This is a genomic window from candidate division WOR-3 bacterium (assembly GCA_016867815.1).
GTDB lineage: Bacteria > Hydrothermota > Tepidihabitantia > Tepidihabitantales > Tepidihabitantaceae > UBA2258.
This window is the reverse complement of record VGIR01000005.1, coordinates 16,166-29,169: the sequence shown is the minus strand read 5'-3', so window position 1 is coordinate 29,169 and position 13,004 is coordinate 16,166. Positions and strand designations below refer to the sequence as shown.

Annotated in this window: 11 protein-coding genes; 9 read left to right on the top strand and 2 right to left on the bottom strand. The window is 64.1% G+C overall.

The genetic code is table 11. The features are described 5' to 3' along the window. Positions 1–277 precede the first annotated feature (277 nt). The 8 genes from FJY68_01580 to FJY68_01545 all read left to right on the top strand — a co-directional run bounded on the left by FJY68_01580 (position 278) and on the right by FJY68_01545 (position 8,570). Entirely contained in the window at positions 278–1,072 is a 795-nt protein-coding gene (locus FJY68_01580; GenBank protein MBM3330525.1) for a methyltransferase domain-containing protein, read from the top strand. Positions 1,073–1,180: 108 nt separating this feature from the next. Beyond that, the gene (locus FJY68_01575; protein ID MBM3330524.1) at positions 1,181–1,831 is read left to right on the top strand and encodes a cobalamin-binding protein; all 651 of its coding nucleotides are present in this window, start codon (positions 1,181–1,183) and stop codon (positions 1,829–1,831) included. A 16-nt stretch (positions 1,832–1,847) separates the two neighbouring features. After that, complete coding sequence (locus FJY68_01570; GenBank protein ID MBM3330523.1) at positions 1,848–2,852, top strand: hypothetical protein; 1,005 nt, start codon at positions 1,848–1,850, stop codon at positions 2,850–2,852. Beyond that, positions 2,837–4,246, top strand: a complete 1,410-nt coding sequence (locus tag FJY68_01565; protein ID MBM3330522.1) for a DUF4445 domain-containing protein — start codon at positions 2,837–2,839, stop codon at positions 4,244–4,246. Before FJY68_01570 ends, FJY68_01565 begins: the two co-directional genes overlap by 16 nt. Continuing rightward, complete coding sequence (locus FJY68_01560) at positions 4,237–5,349, top strand: 2-hydroxyacyl-CoA dehydratase (GenBank protein ID MBM3330521.1); 1,113 nt, start codon at positions 4,237–4,239, stop codon at positions 5,347–5,349. Before FJY68_01565 ends, FJY68_01560 begins: the two co-directional genes overlap by 10 nt. Before the next feature lies 1 nt (position 5,350). Further along, positions 5,351–6,754: a 2-hydroxyacyl-CoA dehydratase gene (locus FJY68_01555; GenBank protein MBM3330520.1), complete on the top strand. Its 1,404-nt coding sequence runs from the start codon at positions 5,351–5,353 to the stop codon at positions 6,752–6,754. Continuing rightward, positions 6,622–7,803 (top strand): hypothetical protein, encoded by a 1,182-nt coding sequence (locus FJY68_01550; GenBank protein MBM3330519.1) that lies wholly within the window; start codon positions 6,622–6,624, stop codon positions 7,801–7,803. The genes FJY68_01555 and FJY68_01550 overlap by 133 nt, the downstream gene beginning before the upstream one ends. Further along, on the top strand, positions 7,800–8,570 hold the full coding sequence (locus FJY68_01545; protein ID MBM3330518.1) for a 2-hydroxyglutaryl-CoA dehydratase: 771 nt from the start codon (positions 7,800–7,802) through the stop codon (positions 8,568–8,570). Before FJY68_01550 ends, FJY68_01545 begins: the two co-directional genes overlap by 4 nt. Here FJY68_01545 and ispG read toward each other — a convergent pair. Both ispG and murA read right to left on the bottom strand, forming a co-directional pair. Beyond that, positions 8,567–9,658: a flavodoxin-dependent (E)-4-hydroxy-3-methylbut-2-enyl-diphosphate synthase gene (gene ispG / locus FJY68_01540; protein ID MBM3330517.1), complete on the bottom strand. Its 1,092-nt coding sequence runs from the start codon at positions 9,656–9,658 to the stop codon at positions 8,567–8,569. The genes FJY68_01545 and ispG overlap by 4 nt on opposite strands. A 16-nt stretch (positions 9,659–9,674) precedes the next feature. Continuing rightward, positions 9,675–10,934, bottom strand: a complete 1,260-nt coding sequence (gene murA / locus FJY68_01535; GenBank protein ID MBM3330516.1) for a UDP-N-acetylglucosamine 1-carboxyvinyltransferase — start codon at positions 10,932–10,934, stop codon at positions 9,675–9,677. A 255-nt stretch (positions 10,935–11,189) separates the two neighbouring features. On the opposite strand from murA, the gene FJY68_01530 reads away from it, so the two are divergent. Continuing rightward, entirely contained in the window at positions 11,190–13,004 is a 1,815-nt protein-coding gene (locus tag FJY68_01530; protein ID MBM3330515.1) for a T9SS type A sorting domain-containing protein, read from the top strand.

The following is a 13,004-nucleotide window of genomic DNA, read 5'->3' as shown; positions in this document are numbered from 1 at the left end:
CCTCGGAGACCGGACGAGACGGACTCAGTTACCAGTTTCCAGTTACCAGTTTGCTGTTACAGAACCACAACCACAACCTTAGGTAGACAAGCGGTATGATTGACCGGCTTTGTGCCGGCAGTTTGCCGGCCAGACTAGAAGAGAACCGCCAAGGACGCCAAGAGCGCCAAGGCTCGGTAAGAGACCTTTGGAGCTTCAAGCGTCGCCGCGGAGCAACAAACGGCGGATCCGGAGTTCGGCGTTCGGACCTCGGAGTTCGCCGTTTCCACGAGGAGGCATGATGCCGAAACGTTACGACTATACAGGCAAGGACGTTCAGGACGTTTATGACGGGCCGGGCGGCTTGCTGTGGGAAGCAGTTATGTCCGAGCAGATTCACTCGGGCAAGGATGAGGTGACCGACCGAATGGCCGCAGCGGTCGGGCTGAAGCCGGGCATGCACGTGCTCGACGTCTGCTCGGCCCTGGGCGCGCCGGCGCGGCACATCGCGAAGAAGTACGGCGTGAAAGTGACCGGGCTCGACTTCACCAAGACGATGCTCACCAAGGCGATTGAGCGCACCAAGGTGGCGGGTCTCGATAACCTGGTGTCCTTCGTCGACGGCACGGCGCTCGATATGCCATTCAAGAAGGACACGTTCTGTGTGGTCTGGGGCCAGGAAGCGTGGTGCTATGTCACCGACAAGGACCAGCTCATGGCCGAGGCCTTTCGCGTGCTGGCCCCGGGCGGGAAGATCATCTTCACCGACTGGGTCGTTACTGGCAAGGTTGACGAGCCGCTTATGGCCAAGCTGAACGAGTCGATGGCCTTCCCGTACATGGAGACCTTGCAGGGCTGGGGCGACCTGATGAAGAAGCACGGGTTCGTGAACATCAAGGTCGAGGACCAGACGGCGGAGTACGCGAAGTGCTTCGACGAGTACAAGAAGATGGTGGAGGTGGATCTGAAGCCGACCATCCTGAAGAACTTCGGGCCGGACCTGTTCGGCTTCGCTACCGGGCTGGTGAACCTGTGGCGCGACGCGGCTCATGCTCACCAGGTTGGTCGCGGCTGGTACATGGCCGAGAAATAGTGCATAGGACGGGCTAGCGACGGTCAGTCTGCGGGCGGGCTGCACGCGATTGTGGCTCGCCCGCGGTTTCCTTTGCCCGAAGCTATCCGGACAACTATCATAGAAGGTATGGCTGAGAAAGATCTCTTCGCCCGACTGGCTGATGCCGTCACTACGATGAAGCCGGAACTGGTGGCCGAGCTGGCGCGCAAGGTGCTTGAGCAGGGTTTGTCGCCGCAGGACGCAATGACGCAAGGCCTTGCCGCCGGCATGCGCCGGATGGGGGAGAAGTTCGCGGCCAAGGAGTGCTTCGTCCCGGAGGTGCTGCTCGCCTCCAAGGCGATGTACGCCGGGTTCGACATACTGTCGAAGGCCGCAAGCTACAAGCCGCAGGCTACAAAGGGCAAGGTCATTCTGGGCGTGGTGCAGGGCGATATCCACGACATCGGCAAGAACATAGTGAAGGTGATGGTTCAGGCGGCCGGATTCGAGGTTGTCGACCTCGGCCGAAATGTCCCGCTGCCGGAGTTCGTCAAGGCGGCTGAGAACGGTGCCGCAGTGCTCGGCGTTTCGTCGCTGATGACCACCACCATGCCAAGGATGGGCAAGGTGGTCGAAGCGCTGGACAAGGTAGGACTGCGCCCCGGCGTGAAGGTGATCGTCGGGGGTGCGCCGGTCACTGCGCAGTTTGCCGGTAACATCGGCGCGGACGCGTTCGCACCCGACGCGCACACAGCGGTGCTGGAGATAGAGCGGCTGGCAGGGCAGGCCAGCAGGTAGCAGTTAGGAGTTAGGCGTGGGCGAGCAGAACCGGAGCAGGCGGTTTGCCGCGCTGATGCGCGGCGAGAAGCCGGCCCGGCCCGTGGTCTTCCCGATGGTTGCGGCGAACCATGCCGCGCGGCTGGAGGGGTTCTCCATCTCCGAGGCCGTGACCCAGCCGGACACACTGGCGCGGGTGCTCTACTCGGCGTATCGGTTCTATGGCTACGACCTCATCATGGTTTTCACCGATACGATGGTTGAGGCGGAGGCGATGGGGGCGCAGGTGCTGATTCCCGAGGATGATGACCCGTTCCTGCTCGAGCCGCCGCGTCTTTCCAGGCTCGAACCGGCAGACCCGGAGAAGGATGGCCGAATGCCGGTCGTACTCGAGGCCACCAGTCGGCTCAAGGCGTTGCTCGAAGACGAAGCGCCGATTCTGACCTCTCTCAAAGGCCCCTTCTCCCTCGCATCCTTCTTGCACGGCATCGACAAGTTCCTGGAGGATCTGCTAACCGACCCCGGACGGGCACACCAGTTCCTTCGAATCGCAACCGACAACCAGCTCGCCTACGCCGACGCCGTCGTGAAGGCGGGTGGGATTCCGTTCATCGGCGACCCGGTGGCGTCCGGCAGCCTGGTGAGCCCGGAGATGTTTCGCGAATTCGCCCGTCCGTACCTTGAGCAGTTGGTCCGCTCGATCCACGAGGCCGGCGCCAAGGCCGGGCTACACATCTGCGGCGAGACCAAAGGCCTGCTTCGCGACATGGCCGCCACCGGGGCGGACTTTCTGAGCATCGACGAAATGGACCTGGCGCTGGCGAGACAGGAAGTCGGCGACCGCGTGGTTCTCATGGGCAACGTCTCGACCAATCTCCTGCTGGAAGGCCCGCCGGAACAGGTCACGGCCGCGGCGACAACGTGCCTCGATCGCGGCGGACAGAGTCTTATCCTCTCATCGAGTTGTGATGTGCCGACCGAGAGCCCGAAGGAGAATGTCCGGGCACTGGTGGCAACGGCGAGAGAGTGGAGGTCGGCTTGAGGGTGACGATCGCGCCGCATGGCGGACAGAACCTGCGTGAACTTCTCCTCGGCGCCGGTGTGCGGCTTCCTTCGGACTGTGGGGGCGCGGGCACCTGTGGCAAGTGCAGAGCCCAGGTTCTAGATGTCGGAGGCTGGAGCAGCGTTCTTGCCTGTCAGTATGCGCCGGCTTTGCCCGTCTCGGTGAAGGTAGCGAGAGACGTACCGGTCGTACGGGGCAGAGGTGTCAGGCGCACCGGAAACTCGGCAAGTCTCCGCCTTGCCGTTGACATCGGCACTACGACGATCTCGCTCGCCGCAGTCGACGTGGAGCGGCGCCGGATCGCGGCCCGTCGTGAGGAGCTGAACCCGCAGATTGTCTTTGGCGCGGATGTGATGAGCCGGATCGCCGCCGGCGCAAAGCTCAGCCGGACTCCGCTGACGCCGGTGCTGCACAGGTTCATCGACGATGCGGGAATCCCGCGGGAGCGCCCGATCATCGCGGTGGGCAATACCGCGATGGCTCACTTCCTGATGGGCAAGAGCGCGGCGACGCTGGGTGAGTTCCCCTATGAGCCGGAGCTGACGCTGCGCGAGTCCCTCACGAGCCAGCGGGACGGCCGTTGGACGAGGATGCTGCCGCTGCTCGGCAGCTTCGTCGGCTCGGACTGCGCTGCGGCGATCCTGGCCGCCGGCATGCATCGGACCAGGCGTCTGTCGCTGCTGGTTGACGCCGGGACCAACGGCGAGGTGGTACTGGGTAGCCGGGAGCGGATGCTCGTGACCTCGACCGCAGCCGGCCCGGCATTCGAGGGCGCGACCCTGGAGTGCGGTAGCCTGGCACAGGCCGGTGCGGTGAAGGCGGCGCGGTTCAGCCGCGGCAGATTCAAACTGGACGTCATCGGCGGCGGAGAGCCGAAGAGCATCTGCGGTTCGGGCGTACTCGACGCCGTGGCCGAAGCGGTCCGGGTCGGCAAGGTGGATCCTTCCGGCAGGATTGCCGGCCACGACCGTCTGGAACTGAAGCAGGGACACAAGCCTATCTACCTCACCCAGGCCGACCTGCGTGAGATGCAGCTTGCCAAGGGCGCGATTGCCGCAGCCATCAGAGTGCTGCTGGCTGAGTGGGGTGCGGCCGCCTCGGATATCGAACGTGTGCACGTGACGGGGAAGTTCGGCGCCGCGATGAACCCCGGCGCGGCCGTGAGAATCGGATTGCTGCCGCGGACACCGCTTGACCGCATTCGCCAGCACGGCAACTTGGCTTTGCTCGGGGCTGTCCGGGCCACACTGGACACCAGTCTGTTCACGGAAGCGGAACGGTTCGCCGCCAAGTGCCGCGAAGTGGTGCTGAGCAGTCACCCGCAGTTCGAGCAGATATTCGTCGAATCGATGGGGCTCGAATCATGGAACTGATACCGCGCGCGACCCTCGAACAGATACGGCAGGAGAGGATAGAGGAGATATCCGCCGCCCGGAAAGCAGGCGTGAAGGTTGTCGGCTACTTCTGCATCTACGCGCCGGTGGAACTGGTTCAGGCGGCCGGTGCCATTCCAGTCCGCTTGATGCGTGGGGGGCAAGCGGCCGAGGAGGCGGGAGAGCAGTACCTGCGGGCCGACGCCTGTTCATTCTGCAATGCGTGCATGGGCAACTTCGGTCGCGACCGGTTGTACCAGCAGGTGGACGCCGTGCTCAGCGTAAACACGTGCGACATGATGCGCCGGCTGCCGGAGTCGATTGAAAAGCACTTCGGCATCCCGGTGTTCCAGCTCTACCTGCCGCGAACGTCCGAGCCTCTGCCGCATCGGGTAGCGGAGTTCAGGCGGCAATTGGAGTTGCTGACCGGGAAGATGGAAACCCTGACCGGCACCGCCATCGTCACAGATCGGCTGGAATCCGAGATTGCCGCGTTCAACCGGATGCGGGGAATGCTGCGGCAGGCAAGCGACACGCGACGGATGAACGGGCCGTTGCTCTCCGGCAGCACGATGCTCGACCTTGCGGCGACTGCGTGGCTGCTGGGCCCGGTCAAGGCGGTCTCGCTTGTCGAGGAGGTGCTGCGGATGGTAGCCGCTCGGCCGCGACCGGAAGGACGACGGCCGCGACTTATGCTCGGCGGCAGCATGTTGACCGAGGATGACCGATGGCTGCTGGACCTCGTCGAAGAGAGGGCGGACATCGTGACCGACATACTCTGCACGGGGACGCGCTGGTTCTCGGAGGACGTGCCTGCAGACGGTGCGCCGATAAACCGGATCGCCCGCTTCTACTTCAGCCGGCCCTGCATGCATCGCCGACCGAACTCGGCCACGTACGAGTACGCGCAGAAGCTCGCCCGCGAGTTCCGGGTAGTGGGGCTTGTGTACAAGACCTTGCTCTACTGCGACCCATGGAGTTTCGAGGTCAGGCGACTGCAGGAGGCGCTCGGTCTGCCCATGCTGCATCTTGACACTGACTACTCGACCGAGAACCGGGAGCAGATGCGCACCCGGGTCGAGGCGTTCCTGGAGACGCTTTAGCATGCGAAGTCCGAAGTCCGAATGTCGAATGTCGAATGTCGGGTACAGCGACCCGCAGCCGGCGCGGGTCGGGTTCGATGAGTGGATGGACTTGTTCGACCGCGTGCCGGACGAGCTGATTGAACGCTACCACTACTATGGCAACGGCGAGGCCTGGTCCAAGTACCTGTTCCCTCCCCAGACATTCGCCATCTATGGTACGCGTCACCTGCGCCGTCTCAAGTTCGACAACTCCCTGGCGGCCCTGCGGATGTGGGGGTTTGTGCAGAATGAGACCGAGCGGTTGTTCCGCGCCCGGCAGACCGGGCGGCGGGTCATCGCGACGATGGGCGACCTTGGCGCAGTGCCGGTGATAGTCAATTCGTTTCCAAACTCGGTGGCGTTCTACCCCGACTGCATCTGGTGGACTCCGTTCGCGATGGAGAGCCGCGTGCTCTTTGATGCTGCCGCCGAACTGGGCGTCGGCGATGCAACCTGCTTCTCGCGTGCCGCCCTGGGCGCGTTCTCCAAGCACTCGTACTTCCCCAATCCAGACCTGGTCATTGCCTCTACCGGCGCGTCCTGCGACGACTACTCCGGGGTCGAGCAATTGGTGGAGTCATTCGCGTCCGACATGCTGTGGGTCGAGGAGCCGATGCGCTGCGACGCAAGGCCCACGGGACCGCTGGAAGAGTTGCTGGTGAAGGAGTACGAGCGTGTCGTCGAGCGGTTGGAGAAGCTCACGGATCACTCGATCACTGAGGACGAACTGCGCGAAGGCGTGCGGCGGGCGAACCGAGTGAGGAGACTGGTCGCGAGGCTGCGCGAGTTATCGTTCCGGGACGCGGCGCTGGCTGCTCTTGAGATGATGGTTGTCGAGTTTGGCAATCTGCACTACTACTCGGATATGGAGGAGTGGACGGAGGTGCTGGAGCACCTGCTGGCCACGGCCGAGCGCCGCTTGGCAAGTGGGCAGAGGGTGCTTCCTGAGGATGCGCTTCGGTTGGTCTGGGTCACGCCGCCGGCCGACCCGCTGCTACTCACCTACGTCGAAGACGCGGGGGCGCGCGTCGTCGGCACCGAGTACGTCATCAATCAGGCGCTCGAAGTGATGGACGAAGCGAGGCCGCCACTCCAGGCGATTGCCGGGTCGTTCCTGGCCGCTTCGCTGATCGGCACCTCGCGGCAGCGGGCCGCGTCGGTGATACGGCAGGCGCGGGAGCGACAGGCCGAAGGTGTGATCATCTCCGGTATCCTTGGCGGCTCGCACTGTGCGATGGAAGCGCGGCTGATATCCGACTTCGTGAAGCAGGAACTCGATCTGCCGGTACTGGAGTTCGACGTCGCGCCGCCCTCAAACGAGATTGGGCTGCAGCTGCAAACCCGGATCGAGGCTTTCCTCGAAGTGCTGAGGAGCCGCCGCTGAAAGACCTGCTGACCCCGCGCGAGCGCTTCGGCCTGCTCGTCATCGACGAACCGCAGGACCGGGTGCCGGTGTTCCCGCTGGTCACTGCCCACGCGGCGCGGATCGCCGGCATCCCCGTACGTGAATACTACACCGACGGGATGGCAATGGCGCGGAGCCAGCTCGTCGCGCAGGAGACCTATGGCATCGACTTCATCTCGTTCTTCTCCGAGGTGGGGATGGTTGCCGAGGCGCTGGGTTCCCGGTTCGACTACCCCGAGGACGACCTGCCGCTGCTGGCGAAACCGAAGTGGACGGATCTCACCACGTTGGACGACCGCCTGGCTGACCCGCTGCGAGACGGACGGCTGCGAGTCTACCTCGACGCCGTAGCCTACGCCTACGAGGCCAGGGGAGACACGGTGCCGATTCTCGCCTACGTTCCGGCACCATTCACAACCGCCCAGCAGCTGGTAGACCAGGAGGCTTTCCTGCTTGGTCTGCTGACCGAGCCGGAACGGGTGAAGGGCCTGCTTGCCTACGCGACGCGCTCCATCGTTCGATTCTGCCGGGCGATTATCGGCGCGGGCGGCCTGCCGATTCTCGTCGACCCGCTGGCCTCGGGCAGCGTCATCTCGGCCGAGCACTACCGCGAGTTCGCTCTTCCTTCCGAGGCGGAGGTGATTCGCTACCTGCATCGGTACGACCTCGACGTCGTCCTGCACATCTGCGGCGACACCCGCGCAACTATCGGCATGATGGCTGAGACCGGCGCCGACCTGCTGAGCATCGACCGGATCGAGATGGCCGACGCCGAGGCCGGTGCTGGTGATACGTGCCGCATCATCGGTAACTACGATACTTCGGCCATCCTGCTCTCGGGCCCGACGACCATTGAGTCCGCAGTAGCGGAGATGGTCATGGCCGGGCGGAAGTGTCCGAGGGGGTTCGTCGCCGCCACGGGATGTGAAGTACCGGTCGAGACTCCACCCGAGAACGTCCGGGCGTTCGTGCGTGCGGCCAGGCAGGTCGGAGTCAACCCCGACTACGGCCGGAGGAGGAGAGCGTGATCACTGCAGGAATAGACGTGGGTTCGGTCAACACCAAGCTGGTTGTGTTCGACCGCGCGAGCCAACAGGTCTTCTGCGAGAAGGTCGTCCCGACCGGGCCGAGGCCGAAGGAGACTGCTCACCAGGTCATGGCTGAGTGCCGCAGCGAGCACAGAGATCTCTCCGGACATGTGCGGGGAGTGGTAGCGACCGGGTATGCCCGACACGTCGTGGACAAGGTCGAAGGGACCATCACCGAGATCAAGGCCGCGGCCCTGGGTATCCGCTACTGGCACCCGACGTGCCGCACCGTCATCGACATCGGTGGACAGGACTCAAAGGTCCTCAGCCTCGAAGAGTCGGGCAAGGTGCGTGACTTCGTAATGAACGACCGCTGCGCAGCCGGGACCGGGCATTTTCTGTCGGTGCTGTCAAGGACACTGTCAGTTCCGCTCGAGGATTTCGGCCGGCTGAGCCTTGAGTCGCGAAGGCCCGTGCCGGTCTCCAGCCTCTGTGTGGTGATGGCCGAGTCGGAGATACTGTCGCTGCTTGCAGCCGACACTCCGGTTGCGGACGTGATTGCCGGTCTGCACGAGGCGCTTGCCAGACGGGTCGCCAACATGGCAGCGCGGCTACGGGTTGAGCCTGACGTCGTCTTCACGGGTGGAGTCGCGCAGAACCCGGGGATGGGGGCAGCTTTGGAGAAGGCGCTCGGTATGCCGATCACGGTTGCCCGTAAGCCGCTGCTGGCTGCGGCGCTCGGTGCGGCGCTGTCAGCCGCGGACTAGGGACGGGACTTCCGGACTTCGTGCAGCAGGGACTGAACCAGCTGGTCTTCGGCGCAGGTCTTGACCACACGGCCATGAGCGAAGACAATGCCGCGGCCCTTGCCGCCGGCAATCCCGAAGTCCGCCTCTCGCGCCTCGCCCGGCCCGTTCACCACGCAGCCCATCACCGCGACCTTGAGCGGCGAGGGGTGATCGCGTAGCGCCTGCTTCACGTCCCGCGTTAGTCTAACAATGTTGATACCGGTCCGGCCGCAGGTGGGGCAGGAGTAGACCAGCGGGCCGCGGCGGCGCAGGCCCAGAGCCCCCAGCAGTTCGTACGCGGCCGTGACCTCCTGCACCGGGTCTCCGGTCAGTGAGATGCGAATCGTGTCGCCGATGCCCTCCAGAAGCAGAACCGCGAGCGCGGCGGCGGAACGGATTGCGCCCTCGAAGGGCGGTCCGGCCTCGGTCAACCCGAGGTGAAGCGGGTACGACCAGTGCCGTGACAGCTCACGATACACGGCAATAGTCTCGGACACATCGGTGGACTTGGCCGACAGCACGATGTTCTTGAACCGTAGCTTCTCGAACGGCGCAAGGCAGACGGCCATGCTTTCGACCATGGCCGCGACCGATGGGCGGCGGTGTCTGCGCAGTATCGATTTCTCGACGGAACCGGCGTTGACTCCGACCCGTATCGCCGCACCGGAGCTCTCAGCCGCGCTGATGATCTCGCGCACCTTCCAGACCGCGCCGATGTTGCCGGGGTTGATGCGTACTTTGTCGAAACCGGCCTTGAGCGCGTTCAGCGCCAGGCGATAGTCGAAGTGGACGTCGGCAACAAGCGGCAGGGCGATGCGCTTGCGGATCTCCGGCAGGGCCGCGGCAGCCGCGGTGTCCGGGACTGCCAGGCGCACCATTTCGCAGCCGGCTCGTTCGAGTCGTCTTATCTGGCGGACGGTTGCCCTGACATCGTCGGTGCGGGTCTTGGTCATGGATTGAACTGATACCGGCGAGCCCCCGCCAATGACGAGCGAGCCCACACGGACGGACGAAGCTCTGCGTCCTAGGCTTGACGCCGGCCGTTCATTGCGTGATGCGTGAAGCATGAAGCGTTCAGCTTCTTCAGTAACTGACGCGCTCGATCTTCGCTCCGACCCCGCCCAGCTTCAGCTCCATCGATTCATATCCCCGGTCCAGGTGGTAGATGCGCTGGACTTCGGTCTCGCCCCTTGCGGCGAGCCCGGCCAGCACCAGCGCGGCCGATGCCCGCAAGTCCGAGGCCATCACCTGAGCACCGGACAGGTACTCCGATCCCTGGATAACCGCCATCCGCCCGTTGATGTCGATCTTCGCACCCATGCGGTTCAGTTCCAACGCGTGCAGGAAGCGCGATTCGAATACGTTCTCGGTGACGATGCTGGTGCCATGGCCGGTCGCCAGCAGCGCGGTGAACTGCGCCTGCAGATCGGTAGGAAATCCCGGGTACGGCGCGGTTGCGACCGTGACTGCCTCGGGGCGTCGTTCGGCGCTGACGACCATTCGACGTTTGCCCGTCTCGACGGTCACGCCGGCCTGGCGCAGGCAGTCGATTGCCGCGACGAGGTGCGCGGGTTCGCAGCCGGTGATCTCCAGTTGGCCGCGCGTGATGGCGGCGGCAACGGCGAGCGTCCCGGCTTCAATCCGGTCTGGGATCGGCCGGTAGTCGGCACCGTGCAGGCGCTTCACGCCTCTGATTCTCACGACCGGCGTGCCGCAGCCCTCGATCTTCGCGCCCATGACAGTGAGGAAGCCGGCGAGGTCTGAAACCTCGGGCTCGCAGGCCGCTCCCTGGATGACGGTTTCGCCCTCGGCGAGCACGGCGGCCATCATCGTGTTCGCAGTGGCGCCGACACTCGGGCCAGAAGTCCCTTCCAGCAGCATGGTGCCGCCGCGCAGGCGGCCGGTAGCATGGATATAGCCGTGCTCAAGATCGACTTCGGCACCCAGCGCCGCGATGCCTTTGAGATGGAGGTCAACCGGCCGCGGGCCGATGGCGCAGCCGCCGGGCAGCGAGACTCGCGCGTCCCCGAATCGACCGAGCAGGGGTCCGAGCACGTAGTAGCTGGCCCGCATCTTGCGCACGATGTCATAGGTCGCGGTCCGTTCTATCTTGCCAGCAGCCGCGAGCTTGATGGTATGCTTCCGCTGCTCAACCTGCACGCCCAATGACCGCAGGAGCCGGGCCATTGTCTTAACGTCTTCGAGCAGGGGCACGTCCCGGATAACGCAAGGTTCCTCGGTCAGCAGACAGGCGGCGAGGATGGGCAGTACCGCGTTCTTGGCGGCTGCGGTCGAGACCGTTCCTTCAAGCCTGGTCGGGCCGCGGACGATGAACTTGTCCATTTGCGTGATATTCTTGGTCCTTATCGCGCAAAGTCAAGTAGTAGCCTCGCGAGCGTGAGTGACGGCGGCAGTGCCGTGGCATGGTCCTCAACGTCGTTACCCGTGTCCACTTCTCCTTGACTTCCGGGACGGACGGCCTATATTCAACTCTGCTAAGAGCCCGCAGATGATACGGTGCTGCCCGGTTAGCGGCCGGGCAGTCATCAAGTAGAGCGAACTACAGCCCTGCCCAGGCGGGGCTGAAAAGGAGGACTGATGTTCGTAACTATTCTGTCAATCGTGCTGGTGGCGCTGACCCCGGGGGGCATGTTGCCGTCCAGCGCTCCCGTGCTTGGTGGCGGTGGCCCGGATACATATGGCTACAAGTATCTGGACTCGGACACCACCGGCTCGGGCGCTCCAACCTACAATTGGGTGAGCATCAAGGGTGTCGGTACCGAGATAACGACCCTCGGTGATGACAACAATGCCGGGCCGTTCCCGATCGGATTCGATTTCCCGTACTACTGGTATAAGGTCAACTCGGTAATTGTCGGGTCCAACGGCTACATAGCGTTCGGTGACAAGTCGGCGAACGCGTCGCCGTTCAAGCCGGTCCCGGGCACGGGCAAGCCGAACAACCAGTTGGCGGCGCTGCTGAGTGACCTCGACTGCAGCGCGACCGGCTCCCCGAACGGTTCGGTTTGGTACTGGTCGAATGGGACGGACAGCTTCATCGTGGAGTACGACAGCATCACTTTCTGGAGTACCGGCGGGAACAACACATTCCAGATGATTCTGACCAAGGCCGACTCCTCGGTCACGTTCCAGTACAAGGAACAGAGTGGCGCGCCGTTCAACGGCTGGGGGCCGGATGCCAACCAGACCGGCATCGAGAACATATCGGGCGCGATAGGTCTGAACTACCTTTCGGGTACGACCCCGTCGGGCAATGTGCTCCACCCCGATCTTGCGGTTCGTTTCTTCCCGCCCGAGTCAACCTCGCTGCAGATCCATGACGTGGGCGTCCGCAACGCGATGAACGACCGTAGCGGCGGCCTGTTCGCCATCAACGACCGGCCGCTTTCATTCTGGGCGGTGGTCAAGAACTTCGGCAATCAGCCGGAAGCATCCTACACCACGTACTTCAAGGTAACCAGGCAGAACAACGCGGTTGTCTTCTCCGACTCGATGACAGCGATGGCAACGGGCCCGGGCGAGACCGAATCGCTCGCCCTCGGCAGCACCTGGCGTCCGGTCACCAACGGCACGTACATCATCAAGATAATCACCAAGATGACCGGCGATATGCTGGCCGCGAACGACACCGCGATGATCGAACTCCGCGTGGTCACCCTGCCGGGGATGCTTACCTTTGACAGCGGTACGCCTGGCAACTCCATGTCCTGGAACGGTCCGGGCGGGTTCGGCAATCGTTTCGTGCCGCCGGTCTATCCATGCTCGATCAGCGCCATCCGCCAGCACATGACCTCGGCCGGCACGGTCGACGTCCTGATGGCGATATACGACGACGACGGTCCGGGCGAAGGCCCTGGGACTATCCTGTTCGCGGACACGGTTTCCGTCTCCGCGGCCAACTGGTACTCAGTCAATCTGGCGACGCCGGTCGTCGTTACGGAAGGCGCGTTCTTCGTCGGCTCGACCTCTGAGACGGCCAGCGACCCGTCGTACGGTATGGACTCAGTGCCGCCGCTCTGCTACCAGGGCTGGGAGAACACCGGCGTCTGGGGACCGAGCCGCGACGCAGTGGTGCGTGATGTCTGCGCTAATGCGACGGTTTCCGGGCCAGTCGGTATCCTGGAGTGGCTGGAGCCGGCGCCGGCGCGCGTGCCGGTACGGATTGACGTCAATCCCAACCCGTTCGGCAGCGTCACCACTCTTCGTCTACTCAACCCGACCGGGGCGGAGAGGGCGATCGATCTCTACGACGCGACCGGCAGCGTCGTGCGCACGCTGGACCTCAGCCGCGACCAGGTTGTCCTTGATGGTCGGCTGCTCGCTGACGGGATCTACTTCGCGCGGGTCGCCGGTACCGATGCGCCCGTGGCCAAGGTCATCGTTACGCACTAG